The organism is Pseudoalteromonas sp. Scap03 (genome assembly GCF_013393115.1).
In the GTDB taxonomy this organism is placed as follows: domain Bacteria; phylum Pseudomonadota; class Gammaproteobacteria; order Enterobacterales; family Alteromonadaceae; genus Pseudoalteromonas.
Genome location: NZ_VDEU01000001.1, coordinates 1,502,908 through 1,522,439, shown reverse-complemented (window position 1 = coordinate 1,522,439; position 19,532 = coordinate 1,502,908). Strand labels below are relative to the sequence as shown.

Below are 19,532 nucleotides of genomic sequence, written 5' to 3'. Positions count from 1 at the left end.
TTAGCGCTGGTACTCATAACTTACGCGTGGTGTAATATTACACAATAACTCGTAAGATATAGTATCAGCACATTGTGCAATCTCTTCTACTGGTAACTCCGGTCCCCACATAATCACCTCATCACCCACCTGAACGTTGTGCTCGTTATTACCTATATCAAGGGTGATCATGTCCATGGCTACACTACCCACAATACCGTAACGATGCCCATTAATAATCACGGGTGTGCCTTCTTTTGCATGACGCGGATAACCATCACCATAGCCCAGTGCAACCACAGCCAACATCGTAGGCTTATCACTATGCCAGCGGCCGCCATAACCTACTTGTTCATGTGCCCCTACATTGCGCACAGCTATTACCTTAGTGGTTAAGCGCATTACAGGCTTTAATTGATGATCTTTACCTGTGTGATTGGCCATAGGCGATACACCGTAAAGCATTAGCCCGGGTCTAACCCAATCACCATGACCACTTGGCCACGCTATAATTCCCGCAGAGTTTGATAAACAATGGGCTTGATCAACCTCTTGGGTTAAATTATCGAACAAACTTATTTGCTGCACTGTTTTAGTATTTTTTACATCATCGGCACAGGCAAAGTGAGTCATTAAATTTATTTTGTTTTGTGCATTTGGGCTGGCTTGTAGTCGCTGATAAAACATATCAAACTGCTCAGGCGCAATACCTAAGCGATGCATCCCGGTATTTATTTTTAACCAGCAATTTAAAGGCGCATCTAGCTGCGCACTTTCCAGCATTTTCAGCTGTATCTCATCATGAATAATGGTTTGAAAATTATTCGCCAGTAAAATAGGTAAGTCTTCTTGATGAAAAAAGCCTTCTAGCAACACAATCGGTTTTGTAAGGCCACCTGCACGCAGCGCTAACGCTTCATCTATACGCGCAACCGCAAATGCATCTGCTTCATTTAAGTGTTGCGCAATAGTGACTAAACCATGCCCATAAGCATTCGCTTTAAGTACGGCTATTACTTTACTATTGGGCGCAAAGCGTTTTACCTGTGCTAGGTTATGTTCAAGCGCGGTTAAATTAATTTCAGCAGTGGCTAAGCGCATTAGTAATCATCATCTACAGCAGGCCCCGCGTAATTATCAAAGCGAGAGAATTGACCTTGGAAGGTTAGGCGCACTTTACCAATCGGACCGTTACGCTGTTTACCGATAATAATTTCGGCAATACCTTTTTCAGTACTGTCTTCGTTGTATACTTCATCACGATAAATAAACATGATCAAATCGGCATCTTGCTCAATAGAGCCCGACTCACGTAAATCTGAGTTAATTGGACGTTTATCAGCACGTTGCTCTAGAGTACGGTTAAGCTGCGATAGAGCAACAACCGGACACTGCAACTCTTTTGCTAATGCTTTGAGTGAGCGTGAAATTTCGGCAATTTCTAAGGTACGGTTATCTGACAAGCTAGGTACACGCATTAATTGCAGGTAATCGACCATGATCATACTGATACCACCATGATCACGTGCTATACGACGTGCACGTGAGCGAACATCGGTAGGTGTTAAGCCTGAGGCATCATCAACGTACATTTTGCCTTTTTCCATGAGTAATCCCATGGTTGATGAAAGGCGCGCCCAGTCATCGTCATCTAGCTGACCAGTACGTACTTTAGTTTGGTTAATTCGGCCAAGGGACGCCAGCATCCTCATCATAATTTGTTCAGAGGGCATCTCTAGAGAGTAAATAAGCACTGGCTTGTCTTGAGTCATTGCGGCATGTTCAGCAAGGTTCATAGCAAAAGTGGTTTTACCCATTGATGGACGCGCTGCCACAATAATTAAATCAGATGGCTGCAAACCTGTAGTCATTTTATCAAGATCAGCATACCCCGTGCTCACACCGGTCACACCATCTTGTGGTGACTGGTAAAGCTCTTCTATTTTATCAACGGTTTTTTCAAGTATGTTGTGAATGCTTTGTGGGCCTTCACTACTTTTTGTACGCTGCTCAGCAATTTTAAATACTTTACTTTCAGCAAAATCAAGTAAGTCGTGGCTAGTACGCCCTTCAGGATTAAAACCCGCTTCGGCTATTTCATTGGCAACACCAATCATTTCGCGAACAACGGCGCGCTCGCGAACAATACTTGCGTAAGCGTCAATATTGGCAGCACTTGGGGTGTTTTTTGCTATTTCGGCTAAATACGCGAATCCACCAATACCTGACAACTGGTTATTTTTTTCTAAACTCTCAGAAATTGTGATTAAGTCAATCGGATCACCAATTTCAGCAAGAGCCGTCATCGCCTCAAAAATAAGCTTATGGGTACGGGTATAAAAATCCTGCGCCACAACAAGTTCAGCTACGCGATCAAATGCTTGGTTATCAAGCATCAAACCACCTAAAACAGATTGTTCAGCTTCTATTGAATGGGGAGGAACTTTAAGAGTGTCGACTTGCTTATCTGGTTTGGCCATAACTTCACAGTACTAAAATTGAATAGCTCTATTCTATCGACTTGGCGGGGCTGTGCAAATAGCAAAGCAGGAAATCTTTTCCTGCTTTTTGTTACTTGAAATAAAATAGCTAATTATTGACGTTTAAGTTCGATATCACCGCTAATAGTATTCATCTCTACGCTAGCATCAGTGCCATTAGTATTAAACTTAATTCCACTTGCTGGGCCATATTTGGCTTTTTGTACTTGATCGTTAGTTAACTGGTTGTCAATTTTACCGCCAGCGTGTGCTTCCACCTCAAATTGTGCTGATAAATCAGCAGGGAAATAAAACGCAGCGTTACCACTAACAGATTCAAAACTCACATCAGCATCACTCAGAAGGCGGTTAATTTGTACCTTAACTTCGCCATTAACGGTGCTTATTTGTAACTCTTTAATTGCATCGAAATTAAAGTTAATATCGCCATTTACGTTTTCTAAGCGAATATCATTGGCCGTCGAGTTTGATGTAATATCGCCATTAACCGCACTAAAACGAACTTCACCGCTAGATTGCTGATCATCAATCGAACCATTAACAGTTTCAAACTGAACTTTACCATTAAGTGCTTTTGCCTTGATGTCACCATTTACAGTGGTCAGCTTAATATCGCCATTAAGATCGTTTACTGTAATAGCCCCATTAACTACATCAATTTCAGTACCTTTTTGTAACTCTTTGGCCGTTATAGATGCATTAACACCCACAAATTCTAGCGCACTACTCTTTGGCATAAAAATAGTGAGCGTTGAGCCATTGTTGTTATTATCCCAATTAGAAAGTTCAGGCATTTTCACAATAAACTGGGTTTTATTACCCTGTGTTTTAAGTGTGTAGCCTTGTGCCTTATCATCAAGTTCACCGGTTACTTTAAATTGATTTTTATCCCAACCTGTCACTTTAATATCACCACGCTGGTTTTCAATGTGGATCACCCCAGCATTGGGTACCTCAATTTGCTGATCTATTTTTTCACCAGCAAATACGGCCATGGGTAATAAAGCGATCCCTAATATTATTGCTTTCATTTATTTCTCCTAGATGTGTTGCCAACGCGGTGCATGCACCTTGTTAATTAAGTCGAGTTGTTGTTGATAAACTTGCGCTAACATAGACAATAGCGCCTTGTTTTTCGGTTCATTTTCAAGAGTTTGCTTTATTGCTTGCTCTGCATCTTCAAGTTCTTGTAACTGTACTTGCCAATTGTCGGTCAATGCTGCTTGGCTTTGATATTGCACTAGTAAACTTTGTTTTTGTTTAGTAAAAAACTCACTCATTGCCACTGCAGTATTTGCCTCTGGTACTTTAAATAACAATACTGTGCTGACCAAAACCGCGGTAAAACATGCAGCAATGGCGGTGAGCTTTGGCCAATATTGATTAGTATTAATAGTGGGCTGATCATTAGCTATTATTGCGCGCTCAATCCCATTCCACAGTTCTTTTTTTGGTGGAATATTTTTATCTAACTGGGTTAAAGACTCATTTAAGTAGTCATCAAAATTTGTTTTACTCATTTTCATACCACTGCTTTAATAATTGCCTTGCACGATGATATTGCGCCTTACTAGAGCCTACCGCCATACCTAACAGGGTTGCAATTTCCTCATGCCTGTAACCTTCTACTGCATAAAGCACAAATACCATTCTTGCGCGCTCAGGCAGTCTAACAATTAATTTATCTAGCCCATTTAATCCGTTACAGTCATGTGCAGCTTGTTCATCCATTCCGCTTTGCTCAAAGCTAATTACTTTATTAAGCCAATGTTTTTGTCTGCGCACATAACTAATAGCAATATTACTGGCGACACTATAAAGCCAAGTGGAAAACTGCGAACGTCCATCAAATTGCGCTATTTTGTTCCATACTTGCACAAACACTTCTTGGGTAGCATCTTGTGCATACTCCTCATCGGCTATAAGCCTCAGGCATAAGCCATAAACTTTTGCTTTATGCATGTCATAGAGCGCTTTATAAGCTAACTGGTCGCCGTTTTTAACTTGATCAATAAGCATTTGCTGCACTTGATCAGTTATTGGCTGATTAGCGTCCATTAACATCGCAAATTTTTCCTGTTTATAATTATGTAATTGCAATTTAACTTATAAGACGCGCAGAAGAATAGAAAGGTTTAAATGAAATAGAAAATATTTGTAGAAAATGAAGCTTTATTTTAGAAACGTGCTTAATTTTACCCACAACAAACAATTTATTGCTTTGGGTTATAAATTTTAGACACAAAAAAACCGTGCAAAGCACGGTTTTTTTTAAACTTAATTCTAAAAATTAAGCTTCAGCAATAACGATTACTTTAATTGTAGCTGTTACGTCTGAGTGTACTGCGATTGCAACGTCAAATTCGCCAGTCTCACGGATAGTACCTAGAGGTAAACGAACTTCTGATTTAGCAACTTCAACACCAACAGCTGAGATAGCGTCAGCGATGTCACGAGTACCGATTGAACCGAATAATTTACCTTCGTCACCAGCTTTAGATACTAATGTAACTTCAGCTAATGCTTCAAGTTTGTCAGCGCGTGCTTGTGCTGCAGTTAACTGTTCAGCGATTTTTGCTTCTAGTTCTGCGCGACGTGCGTCAAACGTTTCAATGTTTGCTTTAGTTGCAGGAACTGCCTTACCTTGTGGGAAAAGGAAGTTACGTGCGAAGCCAGATTTAACTACAACCTGGTCACCTAGGCCACCTAGGTTAGCGATCTTATCTAGTAGAATAACTTGCATGTTTCTACACCTTTTAAAAACGTGTTAATCCGCTGCTTACTTATGTAAGTCAGTGTATGGAAGAAGGGCTAAGTAGCGAGCACGCTTAATAGCAGTTGCTAGCTGGCGCTGGTATTTAGCGCTAGTACCTGTGATACGGCTAGGTACGATTTTGCCACTTTCTGTAACATAGTTTCTAAGAGTAGCTAGATCTTTGTAATCGATTTGTTGTACGCCTTCCGCTTTAAAGCGGCAGAACTTACGACGTCTGAAATAACGTGCCATGAGATTAATTCCTCAAATAATTCTTTCTATATGCTGAGCATGCAAAACCAATTGGCTAAGGCCGTTACGACCTTCGTGGCGATTTAAAAAACCACTCACTTGCAATGCCTGCCCAACGTGCAAATGTTGAGTCTGTTGTTGCATTTGCTTACCACTGGCAACCACCTGAAGCCTAACGTAACTATTACGGTTAAGATCTGCTTCAACTTGCATTGATTTATGTTCTACAACAAAAATACAATGCGGTATGCCCGCGGGGCTTTGGCTAAACTTGGGTGTTTTACAAACTACCCCCGATATAACCAGCTGATTCGTATATGGGCTAACCATTATAGTAACTGCTGACTACGTGCCATGCTAGGACTCAAAACAATTAAGCAGCTGGTGCTTCTTTCTTCTCTTCTCTTACAAGAGGAGACGCTTCAGTTACAGCGTTTTTAGTACGCATAACTAAGTTACGAAGCACTGCATCGTTGTAGCGGAAAGTAGTTTCTAGCTCGCTGATTACTTCAGTTGGTGCTTCAACGTTCATAAGAACATAATGAGCTTTATGAAGCTTGTTGATTGGGTAAGCCAGTTGACGACGGCCCCAGTCTTCAAGACGGTGGATAGTACCACCCGCTTCAGTGATAGAACCAGTATAACGTTCGATCATACCAGATACTTGCTCACTCTGATCAGGGTGAACCATGAATACGATTTCGTAATGACGCATGGATATTCCTTACGGTTAATAGAGCCTTCTACCGTTTCGGCCGGTCGGTTTAAGGCAAGGAATTAATAGTTTAAAAGCCGAAATGAGCGCGCATTTTACGCTTAGTAGGATAATTAAGCAAGCAGGTTTTTTAAGCTTTGATAGATAAGTGTTAAAGGTTTCGGGTTTCGGGTTTCGGGTTTCGGGTTTCGGGTTTCGGGTTTCGGGTTTCGGGAAGACATTATTGGATGCTCCCTTTATATCAACAAATAAAATAAAAATAAGTGTTTAATATTTACGAGGTAGACGCCGAGCTTGAAAAGCATAGCTTTAAATTATTTAAGCTCTACATTTACTTCTAAAATATAAACATTTACTCAAACCTAAAGCCGTGCAATTATCAAGCAACACATTATTAAATAAGGATATTTATGAAGCTTTTATTATCGCTTGTATTAATACTTACTTTTAGTACCTCTTTTTTAAGCTATGCAAACACCGCTACAACCGACATAACCGTGGGTAAAAAAGTCATTCTTCAATCAAAAATACTTAATGAAGACAGACCTCTCAGAATCTTCATACCTGAAACCGTAAAAGACGATCAGCCGCTTTACGTTATTTATTTACTTGATGGTGTTGAACACTTTCATACGGCGTCTGGCGTAATCAAATCCCTTGTTGATTACGATCAGATACCTAATGCCATGCTTGTTGCTATTGATACAACTAACCGTGTTCGTGATTACTTACCCAAAGTACAAGGGGAGCCTAAAACGGAGTTTCAAACCTTTGTTAAAAACAAATGGCCTGACGCAGGGCAAACCGATAATTTTTTAAAGTTTGTGTCTGGCGAACTCATGCCCTTCATAAATAGCAACTACCCAACTAATGGTTACAACACCTTAATTGGTCATTCTAATGCTGGTACATTAGCGCTTTATACTTTAGTTAATCAGCCGGAATTATTTAACAACTATATAGCCATAAGCCCAAATAGTTGGTGGAGTGATGAAGAGTTAAAAAGTAATATCACTAAATACACTAAAAACCCTAAAGGCGCTCAAGCGCTATTTATTAGTGTAGCAAGTGAAGGCGCACGTTTTTATACAGGTGCATTAAATACTTTAGTAAATTTAGAGCAACAAATGCCCACGCAGCTGAAATGGGAATATAAGCATTACCCCTCTTTTACTCATATGGGCACCATACTTCCAGCACTTAGCGATAGCTTAATTCACTTATTTAGCGACCTAATATTTAAAGTGACTGACGAGCACGGAAAATTTGCGGATGTATCGCTTATTACCGGTTATTACCAAGCACTTAGTGATAAGTACGGATTTGAGCTTAAAATTCCACAAGATGTGTACGTAGAATTTGCCCACCGCCAGCAAAAGTTTGGCAACACTAAAAAAGCGATAACGACGCTTAAACACTTTACTCGCGATTACCCAAATGCAGCTTACTCCCACATGCGATTATCGCAAGGCTACACTGCTGACAAACAGTTTAAAGAAGCCGTTACCAGCATGACACACGCACTAGAACTTGCTAAACAGAACTCGCGTGACCCATTGTTAATCGATGCACTGCAAGATATGGTGAATGAAGCACAAGAAAATTTGTAGCTCATTAACTTAAAGCATTACGAGCTTCGCTTGTCGCGTCAGCAAGCTGTACGCCTACACAAAAGATAGCATTAGCCTATAAACAAAAAAACCGATGTTTAAACTAAAACATCGGCTTTTCTTTGGCTTAAAGCTGATAGCTAAAAACTGACCGCTTGTCTTTATTACTAGCCTATCGCTTCTTTAGCGAATAGATGTTTGATTGGGCCTAAGTTATCAACGAGTGAAAGCCCTAAACCACGAATCAGCTTTTTAACTGGGTTTGCACCTTCAAATAGCTCTTTTAGCCCTTGCATCATGGCGATGTGCTTTTGTGCGTCGAGCTTGCGGGTACGTTCGTAATCACGCAGTGTGCGCGTACTTGCAAACTCCTCGCTATCCCTTGTTAATAACTCAATTAAATAAGCGGCATCTTTTAGGCCCAGGTTCATACCGAGCCCTGCTAATGGATGAATGGTATGCGCTGCATCGCCCATTAACACCACCTTGCCATTAACCCATTGTTGGGCGTAACGCATTTTAAGTGGGAATGCGACGCGCTTACTTTGCACTTCACATAAACCACATTGGCCATCTATGGCAGCCATAACTGCTTTATTAAAGGCGGTGTCGTCCATTGCTAACAATTCATCGCAATGATTGGGGCTGGTTGACCACACAATTGAATGAGTATGCTCATCGCTTAGTGGTAAAAACGCTAGTGGCCCGGTTGGTAAAAACACTTGGCGTGCGGTATTTACATGTGACTCTTTGGTTTTAACTGTCGCTACTAACGCATGGTGATCGTAATCTTTAAAGCTCAGCGCCATATTAAACTGTTTACGAATCGCTGAATTTGCGCCATCAGCCGCCACCAGCAACTTAGCAATAATAGGTTCGCCAGTTTTTAAATTAATAAATACATCAGACTCACTTTGATGTATTTGCTGATACTCGGTATCAAACATCAGTGTGGCATTACTTTGTTGCTCAAGCTCTTTTATTAGCGCAAAGCGAATAATATCGTTTTCAACTATGTGCCCTAAATGCTCAAGCTCAAGTTGCTCGTTATTAAAGGCTATTTTTCCAAAGCTGTCGGCATCACGAACATCCATGTGCGTATAAGCACAAGCACGCTCAGCTATTATGTGTGGCCATACATTTAATTGCTCCAGTAAGGTCTGGCTGGCAATACTTAGTGCACTAACTCGTAAGCCATAATCATCACTCGGTGGAGCTTGAGTTGGCGCAGCATCTAACACAGCCACGCTAATATTCGCTTTAGCAAGCCCGAGCGCCAGCGTTAACCCAACGCAGCCACCACCCACTATACAAACCTGTACTTGTTTCATAAACGTGTACCTTGTTTAACTTGACCCATTAATTGTTTTGCTAATGGGGCTTTTAATGCAGGGAATAAATCCATTGAAAATAGCCCAATACTTCGACCAAGCGCTAACATCCGTGATGAATTTGAAAAAAGTCTGACCAGAGCATCGGTCAATGTCATTACGGTGTTTATATCATCACGGCGCTTGATTGAATATTGACGAGTAAAAGCATAGCTACCTAAATCATGTTCACTGTTTGCCATTAAGTTACTCAGCACTTGTACGTCGCGCAGCCCTAAATTAAAGCCTTGTCCTGCAATAGGATGAATTGCGTGTGCCGCGTTGCCTATCACCACTGTGCGGTGCGTCGTTAACGATTCTATTTGCCCATAAACTAGAGGGTAGCTAGCGCGCATACCGACTTTTATAAACTGTCCTGCACGATAACCAAAGGCAGTTTGCAGCGCACTTATAAAGTCTGGTTCACTTAGCGACATATACTGCTCAATATGTTCTTGGCGCATACACCATACTAACGAATAGCGGTTATTACTCATGGGTAATAAAGCCATAGGTCCATTTTGGGTAAACCGCTCAAACGCCTGATGATGGTGCCCACCAGCGACTTCTATATTGGCAATAATCGCACCTTGTTCATAAGGCTGGGTATTGAAGCCGAGCCCCAATAAATTACGAGTTGGCGACTGTGCACCGTCGGCAATCACCAACAGCTTAGCACTCAGTTTTTCACCACTTTGTAGTGTAAGTTCATTACTATCGGCATTTTGTTTTATCGCTGTTACGCTATCTGGGCAAAAAAGCGATATGTTTGATTGCATTAAACGCTGATGCAGCGCTCTGCCAAATGGGTTTACCTCTACCACATAACCTAATGAGGGTTTTGCAAACTCATCACACTGTATATGGGTTTTACCAAAGTGCCCTTTGTCTGACACACTCACTTTTTTTATGGCCGCAGCATAGGGAGCGTTCATTTCAAATAAATTGAGGCTTTGTAAATACTCTACCGACTGCTGGGCAAGTGCGATACTTCTGTCATCAAAGCTTGGATGATAATCAGTGGTTACTTGATTTGCTTCAATTACAGCAATATTTAAGCTGGGATTTTTTTTACTTATACTTAGAGCACAACTTGCGCCGACTAAACCACCACCAATTACTACAATATCAAACTGCTTAGCCACTTTTATCTCCAAGCTTATGCGTTTTTAGCGCTTTGCATTAACGCTTCTATTTCACTAATTGTTTTAGGCACGCTAATGGTTAAGTTGTCGTGACCTGAATCAGTTACTAATAAGTTATCTTCAATACGAATACCTATACCTTGGTATTTTTGAGGCGCATTTGAGTCTTTACTAATATACAGCCCAGGCTCAATGGTTAGCACCATACCCGGCTCTAAGACACGCTCTTGGTTATTAACCTTGTAATCGCCCACATCATGAACATCAAGCCCTAACCAGTGACCAAGACCATGCATGTAGTATTCTTTACAGGCACCTTGTGCCATTAACTCATCAAAATCGCCGGTTAAAATACCTAAATCAAGTAACCCTTGGGTTAGTACTTGCATAGCGAGTTTATTTGCCTGAGATAAAAGGCCACCGGGTTTTATTTCGCTAAATGCGATTTCTTGCGCTTTAAGTACAATATTATAAAGCGCAGCTTGCTCAGTGCTAAATTTACCGTTAACGGGGAAGGTACGTGTTATATCGGCGGCGTAGCCTTGTAGCTCACAGCCTGAATCAATCAGTACTAAGTCGCCATTGTTTAATACGTCGCTATTTTGGGTGTAGTGCAAAATATTGGCGTTATCGCCACTGCCGACAATAGTGCCATAAGCAGGATGTGGCGCACCGTTCATTGCATAGTGATGATGAAGCTCTGCCTCTAGTTGAAACTCGGTTGCGCCAACGTGGGAAAAACGCATGGCTCGCATGTGTGCTCGAGCGCTTATTTCACAGCCCTCACGCATAATGTTAATTTCGCCTGGCGATTTAAATAAGCGCATTTCATGCAATAAAGGGCGAATATCTTTAATTGTACTCGGTGCTGTATCCCCTTTTTTAGGGGCACTGCGCAAAGTGTTAAGCATTGAAAATACTTTGCCATCAAAGGCAGGATACGTCCCTTGTGCATAAAATAAAATCTGTTGGCCGTTCACCAAATTCAATAATTGTTCATTTAGCTCACTAAGTGCATAAGTTTTGTCGAATAAGTATTCGCTTTGTGCTTTTTCAAAACCAATGCGTCTGCCGTGCCATACTTCTGCAAATTTGTCTTTATCTAAACAAAATAATAGTGAGGGTGTATCACTGTTTTTGCAAAGCACCAACACGGCATCGGGTTCGTTAAAACCAGTTAAGTAAAAAAAGTCACTGTCTTGTCGAAACGGATAATGAGTATCACGGCTACGCGTGAGCTCCGTTGCAGCGGGAATTATAGCAATACTGTTATTATCCATTGCCGCCAATAAACGCTCGCGGCGCGCTTTAAACTCTGACTTTTGTATTTCAACCATTAATAACTAACCCATTACTTTTATTGTGTTGCTCAATTAATGCAGTGTTTTTTTGTTGCTTTGTGGATTTTGCTCTTTGCCTAGCTCAGCAAAACACAATAGCGCCGATACACGGACGTACTCAATCACTTCATGGAGTGCTTGGCTATCTTCTTCGGTTTCTTCAAAGGTTGTATCTAGGCGTGTAATCTCGCTAAAGTCGCTGATCACTTCTTTTACATCTGCCGACAGCTTGCCATAATCTTTTTGCTTTAAGCCAAAACCCAACATAAACCCAGCTACCCATGATACGAGCCCGTTAGCCTGATCGATGAGTGTTTCGTCATCACTCGGTAAAAACAAGTCAAATTGAAACTCTTCGTTATTAAAACTTTCAACCACTTGTTGATAAATTTGGCCAAAAAACTGTTTTAAATCGTTGCTAAACGACTCGCCATCATTAAATACATCGCTCAGTAAGCCTAAGTATTCTTTATCGTCAATGCTTAGCCCACAAGCAAGTAAGCCGCTAATAACGCCATGCGCTTCTGCGGGTGATACAAATATTTCATTTTTCTCTAAAAGAAGTTGGGCTTTTTCGTAATCTGGTAAGTTATTCATAATGACGTCTTCGCTTTGCTAATTAAAGCAATGCTACCACTCGATAAAAAGCAACTCCAATGAATTCTATGACTGAGGTCAAAAGCAAGCGATTGAAAAGCAAATTGAGTTCAAAAAGCAATCTTAAAAGTAAATACAAGATTAGGGTCTGTTGACCCTTCAAGGTTAAATTTGCAGCAGTCTGTTTGGTATTTAGGCAAGGCAGAGCCTATGTGGTGTGGTTATTCCCCATAAATAGGCGATAACGCAGCATCAATGCCAAACAGGCGCTGCCCGAAGAGTTCTGCCTAGGGGCGATTTACTCTTTGTTGCCTACATGGATGTAGGTAAGGGGCGTGAGCAGGACGCGGAAGCTTTGCTCGGTTTTTACTTAGCCCACTAGGTTACAAACCTCGCGCCGCGATTAAACCACCCCTAGTTTGAACAAATTTTAATCCGCAAAGATCAACAGACCCTAAATTTGGAGGAAAACTGAGCGAACAGTTTAATTTTTTACGATTGGGGTTTAAGGATTGGAATATGTCTTATATACTAATATTTGTTCCCTGGGGTGCAGGAGCTTGGTTAAGTCCCTGAGCCGATAAATTTTATACCAGGATTTTTGTTCGTTTACTATTGTGCAAGCTCGGCATGTACCGAGAAGCCTACGGTAAACCGCAGATTTCCGCCCTGAAACCTCAAGGTTTCAGGACTGACACCGGGCACCGCATTCTCGGGGAACACCTTCCTTTATAGCTTAGGTTCTAGGTTCTCAAGCATTTCTTTTTAACTAAATATTCCCTATCTTTCGTCTTTAAATATATCGAACTGCGTTTCCACAGCCCGATATTTAATTTTTATCTCTAACACCTATCCCTTTGTCTTTTTAATGCCTAACACTACTTAAACCAACCTTGAAAGCGCTCCATCAGCATATAGTTAACGGGAACAAGTAATAAGGTTATAAAAGTCGCAAATATAATCCCAAACCCTAAGCTTACTGCCATAGGTATTAAAAACTGCGCCTGAGTCGCCTTTTCAAACAGCAGCGGCATTAAGCCAATAAAAGTGGTTAAACTAGTAAGCATAACCGGGCGAAAGCGCGATGCGCCAGCAAGTTTAACTGCCTCTATTAAATCGCCACCTTCGCTGCGTTTTTTATTAATGAAATCGACTAATACGAGCGAATCGTTTACTACCACACCTATTAACGCAAGCATACCTAGTAAGCTCATAATGGTTAAGTCCATACCCATTATCCAGTGCCCTACTACAGCGCCAATCATGCCAAATGGAATAACGCTCATAACAATAATTGGTTGCATGTATGACTTAAACGGAATGGCCAATAACGCATAAATTATAAAAAACACAAACACTAACGCCCAAGCCAATGAGCCAAACGACTCTCTTTGCTCTTTGGCTTCACCTTCAAGTTTGTACTCAACACCTGGGTATTGCTGCATTAACTCATCTAAGTATTGTGCTAGATCGGCTTGAAGCACCGTCATGTTGGTGTTATTTTTTTCAATATCAGCCGTCACGTTTAGTGTGCGATAACGATCAATACGGTTTATGGTTGATGGGCTTTGCCCTGCCGTAAGCGTTGCCACATGCGACAATGGTACAGAACCGCCATCGGGAGTATTTATTAGTATGTTTTGTAAATCAGCTACAGAGCGGCGCTCATCAATAGGTAAACGTACCATTACACGCACGTCGTCTCGTCCGCGTTGAATACGCTGAACCTGCGAGCCAAAAAACGAATTTCGCACTTGCCCTGCTACATTTACACGATTTAAACCAAGCGCCAAACCTTGTTGCGTAAGCTCTATACGCAACTCTTCTTTACCGTCAGACATACTGTCGGCAATATCAAACACCGTTGGGTACGTTGCTAAACGATTTTTAATATTATCAGCTACATCTTGCAATATTGTTAGTGAAGTACCACTTAGTTGAACGTCTATTGGGTCTGAACTTCGGCCAATTTCAGCTCTAAATGTTAGGCTTTCAGCGCCAGGAATAACACCAATTAAATCGCGCCATTCACTAGCAAGCTCTCGCGAACCTATATCTGACTCACGCTGCTCAGCAGGTGTAATCTCAAAGCGTACCGCTCCGGAGTTAGACGCGCCACCGCGTCCGCCAGTAGTGGCTAATATATTTAAAATAACGCTTTCGCCTGTATTAGGATCGCGATATTTGTCTTGTAATTGCTGCGCTTTTTCGGACATATCAATCACGTATTTATTGGTTACTTCAAACGGTGTACCTGTTGGCAGTGTTAGATTGACTCGTACAGTTTCGCTAGGAATTCGTGGGAAAAAGATAAACTTAGTCCAACCACTGGTGATCATGGTTAAAATAATAAAAAATACCCCCACAAATAAACTAACCGTTGCTAATTTATGGCGTAAAGCCGTGTTTAATATAGGTTGGTAATATTTTAAAATTGCACTTTCAAAGCCATCTGCAAAGCGTTGTTGAATCGCTTCAAGCTTAGATGGTTCACCTTTTTGGTGGCGTAGTTTTATGTATTTTAAATGTGCTGGTAACACAAATTTAGATTCAATTAGCGAAAACAATAAAACTGGAATAACCACTACCGGAATTTGTGCAAATAAGGCGCCGCGCGCCCCTTCAATAAATGCTAAAGGTAAAAAGGCAGCAACGGTAGTCAGTACACCAAAGGTAACCGGAGTCGCAACTTCTTGAGTACCCAATATAGCAGCCTGCTCACCGGATTTTGCCGTTTTTAAATGGGTATACACGTTCTCGCCGGTTACTATGGCGTCATCTACTACAATACCAAGTACTAAAATAAAGCCGAATAAGCTCATTATATTTAGCGTTACACCAAAAATTGGCATCGCGATAAACGCGCCCATAAACGATACAGGAATACCAATAAACACCCAAAATGCAATTGCTGGGCGCAAAAATAGCGTGAGCAGTGCCAGTACTAAAATACCACCTTGTAAAGCATTACTGGTTAAGGTGGCGATACGGCTTTTAACTAGCTCTGAATCGTCGTCCCAATAACTTAGTTTAAAACCTTGTGGTAGCGTGGCTTGCTGTTCTTCAATGTAGTTTTTAACATCGTCTGCCACGGTTATCGCGCTTTGCGGGCCAATTCGGTAAACGTCTATAAACGCCGCTTGCTTACCATTAAAACGGGTGCGTACTGGCGTTTCTTCAAAATCGTCTTTAATTGTAGCAATATCACCTAAGCGGATAATCGTTCCGTCGGCTTGGTTTTTTACTACTATGCTGGCAAATTCGTCTTTACGGTAAGCCTGCCCTTTTGAGCTGATCAGTACGTCGCCACCTTCTGTTTTTAAGTTACCGGCAGAAATATCAGAACTCGAATTAGCAATCGCACTCGATATTTGCGCAAGGCTCAGGTTATATTGGCGAAGTGTGTCTTGGCTAACTTCAATGGCTAACTCATAATCTCGTACACCACTTAGCTCTACCTGGGTTACATTAGGCAAACGCAGTATTTGATCTCGCACTGTTTCTGCGTATTCACGCGTTTCTTTTTCGCCGTAATCACTTGATACAGTAACAGCTATTACTTCTCTTTTGCGCTCAGCCAGCGCAACAATTGGTTTTTCGGCATCGCCAGGAAACGTATTAATCGCATCCACTCGGCTTTTAATATCAGCCAACAGTTCACGAGGATCGTAACCACTTTCAACCTCAATGGTTACAGAGCCTGAGCCCTCTGACGAGCGGCTAAATATTTGTTTAATACCCTCTAGGTCTTGTACCGCTTCTTCTATACGAATTGTTACGCCCTGCTCTACATCTTCAGGGGTTGCACCACGCAGGCTAACACCAACGCTTATCATATCGGTTTCAAAGGACGGAAACACCTCAAGTGGTATTTTACTCGATAAACTAAATAGTCCCGACAACAACAAAGTTACTAACAATAAATTGGCAGCAACATGGTTTTTAGTAAACCAAGCAATCATACTTTATCTCCTTGCTTGGCTGCGCGACGTTTTTTTATTAACTCTTCAACACTAATACCAAGCTCTTTTGCTTTTTGCTCAAGTTGCTCTCGCGACGGGCGCATACCTTTAGATTTTTTTTCCTTTGGCTCTTCATCTAAAATACTCACTTTAGTGCCCGAACTCACTTGACCAAGTGGCGTGATAACCAACTTGTCGTTTGCTTTTAATCCTGTCTTGATCATTGCTTGGTTTGCGTTTTGCCATGCAAAAGTAACGTCTTTACGCTTTAATACATCACCTTCAACCACATAAACATAAGTACCTTGATAAATTGTGCTGTTAGGAATGATCAACGCATTTTGCACCGTTTTACCCGCTATTTGCGCCTTAATGTATTGCCCTATTTTAATTGGATACTGATTACTGGCGGTTGATTTATATGGGTCGTCTATTTTTGCTACCACGTAAAGTTGCTGCGCGTTTTGGTCAATAGCGCCCTCGGTGCGTGCCAATTGGCCTTGCCATGTTTGCTCCCCCACTAAATCAGAACTAAATTTAACTAACGAACCCGCTTGGTTTTTAGCACCATCACGGTATTGCTCTGGCAGGTTAACAAACGAAAGGTCTTTATTTTTTATTGGTAAGCGAATTTCAACACTATCAATAGCGTAAATAGTGGCAAGTTGGGTATTGTTACTCACTACTTGACCTAAATCGACACTACGACTCAGTATGCGCCCAGCATAAGGTGCGGTAACCTTTGTACGCTCTAAATCAAGCTCTGCTTTTTCAAGAGCAGCTTGAGCCGATAGCACTTGTGCTTGCGCAGCTGCTAATTGCGGCTCACGTAATACCAAGCTGCTAGCTTGGCTTGAACCACCAAGGCGCTTCCAATCAGTCAGTGCTTGTTGCCCGCGGGCCTTTTCTTCTAATAAGCTTTGCTCTGCTGTGAGCAAGTTAGCTTGTGCAGATTTAACCTCTGCCTGATGATCTCTATCATCTAGCTTTAATAACACGTCGCTTTTTTCAAAAAAGCCACCTTCTCTAAACTCATCGCTCACTTCAATTATTTGCCCAGATGCTTGAGCAACAAGTAAGCTTTGTGTTCGAGGTTTTACTGTACCGTAGCTGTCTATCATTACTTGATAAGTTTGAGGCACAAGCTCAAGTACAGATACACTAATTGCTGCTTTTGGTGCTGAACTAAAGCGTCTCGCCTCTGGCGGATTACTCTTAATAAAAAATACAATTAAAAGAGCGGTAACAACAACCGCGGCTGGAATAATAATTTTAGCTGTTTTAGTGTTCATCGTTATTGCTCTTTAAGTCGCTTGACGGTTTTTCAAAATCACCACCGAGGGCAACATGTAGGTTAATTCTATTTGCGATTAATTGGTTTTTAATTTGTATTAATGAACTTTGCGCATCGAATGAGCGACCTTGTGCATCAAGTACCGTGGTATAAGTTACTAAGCCACTTTGATATTGCTCAAACGATAACTGCTCGGCCGCAAGTGCATTTTTTTGTGCTTCGAGGGTGCTGGTGTACTGCGCTTTTAAAGACTGCTGCTGCGATATCGCATTTTCTACATCAGCAAATGCATCGTACAAGGTTTGTAAATATTGCTGTTCTTGCTTTTGCGCATTCAGGCGTGCAATTTCTTCATTGGCTTGTAAACGTCCTCCCTCAAAAATAGGTGCCGAAATACTTCCGAGTAAAGACCATGCGAGGCTTGAAGGAGAAAACAAATCACTCAGCCTATCTGTACTATCACTTAAGCTTGCAGTTAAATTTAAACTAGGAAAGCGCTGTTTATGCGCATAAGCCAATGACGCATCGGTAGCTAATAACTCATACCAACTGGCAAGTAATGCGGGCTTTCGGGTAATGAGCTCTGAAGGAATACCAACTGGAATTTCGGTATCAACAACCGGTAAGTCAGTGCTTGCTGCAATAGCTCCTTTTGGGTACTCACCTAGTAAGCGCTCAAGCACTCGCGCTGCACTTGATAAACTCGCTATTTGAGTGGCAATGCGTGAGCGTTCGTTATTAAGCTCATTGCGGGCTAAATAAACATCAAGCGCTTCGTTAATACCTTGGCGATAACCCGACTCAATTATATCGAGGTTTTGCTTAGCATTTTCTTCACGGCGCTTATATAAATCAAGCAGCTGCTGCGCAGACACAACATCAAACCAACCTTGAACAACATCTGAAACAAGTTGTTGTTTAGCTTGTTCAAAACGCGCTTTTTGCGCTAAATAAGAAAGGTTAGCTTCTCGTTTTGAATCTGACAGCTTACCCCATAAGTCAACTTCGTAATTTAAGTTTAAGCTTACCGAGCTGGCATTATTATAGCTAACAGGCCGGTTATTTTTGCTTCGGCTAGTACGCGAAGATAAATCTAAACTAGGCCAAAGAGCTGATCCGGTTACTATTAGTTGCTGTTTAGTAATAGCGACATCATAGCTGGTTTGTAATAGTTGTTGGTTGTTTTTAAGCGCTTGTTCTACGTATTTGTTAAGTAATGGCGTGTGTAGTTGAGTTAACCATTCATCATCCACTTTTAATACAGAACTTGATGCTTGTTGTTGCCACTGCTGTGGTAAATTATTTGGAGTTTGTTCGCGCTGCGATTGGTTTAAGTTACTCGCACAACCGCTCAACACTATAATGCTTATTGCTAATAAAGATGGCTTATATTGCCACATCATGTTTAAACCTGATCAATGCTATTTATGAATGTTATTCAATCACTTTAGCAAACTTTGCTCAATTGACTTTACATAACATTACATAGCTTGCGGTGAAATTGTAAGTTCACTCAATGCGCTAAGTGTTAATACAACTATCAAAAACAAATGAGCAAGCTAACTTTTAATCAGAGAATTAATTTTAACTCTTAAAAAGTTGATATAGAAAATACGGCAGAGTTTGCTATTGGCATTACACCAGCTAAAGCGGAATAAAATTATAAATATATTTTGCATATGGAACGCGGTTTAATGCTGCGCCGAACTTAGGACAGAAACAAAAAAGCCTCGCATATGCGAGGCTTTGTATACATTCTTTCGACTAACCGAGTGGAACGGTTGACCTACTGATTACAAGATACCTACGATAGATAGCGACAGTCACTACCTAAGCGCTATAACTACATGTTAAATAAAGAGGGAGGCAGAAATAACCCTAACTATTTTTAACTGGGGAATTGCAATAATACATTGATTTAATTGTGATTTTTCCTACTTTCTTTTCAGCATTCTGGTTTGAAGTATTAAAAAGTCATACATGAAAATAAGCCGGTGCATTTTTAGTGTTTT

The 19,532-nt window shown here is 41.2% G+C and carries 17 protein-coding genes and 1 other RNA gene; 2 read left to right on the top strand and 16 right to left on the bottom strand.

What is annotated here, in order from left to right; translation table 11 throughout:
• The 9 genes from alr to rpsF form a co-directional block, all read right to left on the bottom strand.
• Positions 1–1,080, bottom strand: a complete 1,080-nt coding sequence (alr, locus tag FHG08_RS06895) for an alanine racemase (RefSeq protein WP_178955129.1) — start codon at positions 1,078–1,080, stop codon at positions 1–3.
• Positions 1,080–2,459 (bottom strand): replicative DNA helicase, encoded by a 1,380-nt coding sequence (dnaB, locus tag FHG08_RS06890; protein ID WP_010390854.1) that lies wholly within the window; start codon positions 2,457–2,459, stop codon positions 1,080–1,082. The genes alr and dnaB overlap by 1 nt, the downstream gene beginning before the upstream one ends.
• A 113-nt stretch (positions 2,460–2,572) precedes the next feature.
• On the bottom strand, positions 2,573–3,511 hold the full coding sequence (locus tag FHG08_RS06885; RefSeq protein WP_178955127.1) for a DUF4097 family beta strand repeat-containing protein: 939 nt from the start codon (positions 3,509–3,511) through the stop codon (positions 2,573–2,575).
• Between the two features lie 9 nt (positions 3,512–3,520).
• Complete coding sequence (locus FHG08_RS06880) at positions 3,521–4,006, bottom strand: hypothetical protein (protein WP_178955125.1); 486 nt, start codon at positions 4,004–4,006, stop codon at positions 3,521–3,523.
• Positions 3,993–4,544, bottom strand: a complete 552-nt coding sequence (locus FHG08_RS06875) for an RNA polymerase sigma factor (RefSeq protein ID WP_054202246.1) — start codon at positions 4,542–4,544, stop codon at positions 3,993–3,995. The genes FHG08_RS06880 and FHG08_RS06875 overlap by 14 nt, the downstream gene beginning before the upstream one ends.
• Positions 4,545–4,770: 226 nt before the next feature.
• On the bottom strand, positions 4,771–5,223 hold the full coding sequence (rplI, locus tag FHG08_RS06870; RefSeq protein WP_008110407.1) for a 50S ribosomal protein L9: 453 nt from the start codon (positions 5,221–5,223) through the stop codon (positions 4,771–4,773).
• A 36-nt stretch (positions 5,224–5,259) separates the two neighbouring features.
• Positions 5,260–5,487: a 30S ribosomal protein S18 gene (gene rpsR / locus FHG08_RS06865; RefSeq protein ID WP_002962753.1), complete on the bottom strand. Its 228-nt coding sequence runs from the start codon at positions 5,485–5,487 to the stop codon at positions 5,260–5,262.
• Between the two features lie 12 nt (positions 5,488–5,499).
• Positions 5,500–5,817 carry a primosomal replication protein N gene (gene priB / locus FHG08_RS06860; protein ID WP_008466122.1) on the bottom strand — a complete coding sequence of 106 codons (318 nt, stop codon included), beginning with the start codon at positions 5,815–5,817 and terminating at the stop codon, positions 5,500–5,502.
• A 43-nt stretch (positions 5,818–5,860) separates the two neighbouring features.
• Positions 5,861–6,202: a 30S ribosomal protein S6 gene (gene rpsF / locus FHG08_RS06855; protein ID WP_008110420.1), complete on the bottom strand. Its 342-nt coding sequence runs from the start codon at positions 6,200–6,202 to the stop codon at positions 5,861–5,863.
• A gap of 410 nt (positions 6,203–6,612) precedes the next feature.
• Here rpsF and FHG08_RS06850 point away from each other — a divergent pair, with 410 nt between their 5' ends.
• Positions 6,613–7,812 (top strand): alpha/beta hydrolase-fold protein, encoded by a 1,200-nt coding sequence (locus tag FHG08_RS06850; protein WP_178955123.1) that lies wholly within the window; start codon positions 6,613–6,615, stop codon positions 7,810–7,812.
• A gap of 167 nt (positions 7,813–7,979) precedes the next feature.
• Here the strand turns inward: FHG08_RS06850 and FHG08_RS06845 are convergent, their stop codons facing one another.
• The 4 genes from FHG08_RS06845 to FHG08_RS06830 are packed head-to-tail and all read right to left on the bottom strand — an operon-like array spanning position 7,980 to position 12,264.
• Complete coding sequence (locus FHG08_RS06845; protein WP_178955121.1) at positions 7,980–9,143, bottom strand: FAD-dependent monooxygenase; 1,164 nt, start codon at positions 9,141–9,143, stop codon at positions 7,980–7,982.
• On the bottom strand, positions 9,140–10,327 hold the full coding sequence (ubiH, locus tag FHG08_RS06840; protein ID WP_178955119.1) for a 2-octaprenyl-6-methoxyphenyl hydroxylase: 1,188 nt from the start codon (positions 10,325–10,327) through the stop codon (positions 9,140–9,142). The genes FHG08_RS06845 and ubiH overlap by 4 nt, the downstream gene beginning before the upstream one ends.
• 14 nt (positions 10,328–10,341) lie before the next feature.
• Positions 10,342–11,664 (bottom strand): Xaa-Pro aminopeptidase, encoded by a 1,323-nt coding sequence (gene pepP / locus FHG08_RS06835; RefSeq protein ID WP_178955117.1) that lies wholly within the window; start codon positions 11,662–11,664, stop codon positions 10,342–10,344.
• Between the two features lie 36 nt (positions 11,665–11,700).
• Entirely contained in the window at positions 11,701–12,264 is a 564-nt protein-coding gene (locus tag FHG08_RS06830; RefSeq protein ID WP_008110427.1) for a UPF0149 family protein, read from the bottom strand.
• 539 nt (positions 12,265–12,803) lie between these two features.
• Between FHG08_RS06830 and ssrS the strand changes: the two genes are divergently transcribed.
• Positions 12,804–12,987, top strand: a non-coding RNA gene (gene ssrS / locus FHG08_RS06825) — 6S RNA.
• A 155-nt stretch (positions 12,988–13,142) separates the two neighbouring features.
• On the opposite strand, the gene FHG08_RS06820 is transcribed toward ssrS, so the two are convergent.
• Genes FHG08_RS06820 through FHG08_RS06810 form a run of 3 tightly spaced genes read right to left on the bottom strand, consistent with a single transcriptional unit; the run spans position 13,143 to position 18,923 of the window.
• Entirely contained in the window at positions 13,143–16,226 is a 3,084-nt protein-coding gene (locus FHG08_RS06820; RefSeq protein WP_178955115.1) for an efflux RND transporter permease subunit, read from the bottom strand.
• Complete coding sequence (locus FHG08_RS06815) at positions 16,223–17,518, bottom strand: efflux RND transporter periplasmic adaptor subunit (protein ID WP_178955113.1); 1,296 nt, start codon at positions 17,516–17,518, stop codon at positions 16,223–16,225. The genes FHG08_RS06820 and FHG08_RS06815 overlap by 4 nt, the downstream gene beginning before the upstream one ends.
• On the bottom strand, positions 17,508–18,923 hold the full coding sequence (locus tag FHG08_RS06810) for a TolC family protein (RefSeq protein ID WP_178955111.1): 1,416 nt from the start codon (positions 18,921–18,923) through the stop codon (positions 17,508–17,510). Before FHG08_RS06810 ends, FHG08_RS06815 begins: the two co-directional genes overlap by 11 nt.
• Between the last annotated feature and the right edge of the window lie 609 nt (positions 18,924–19,532).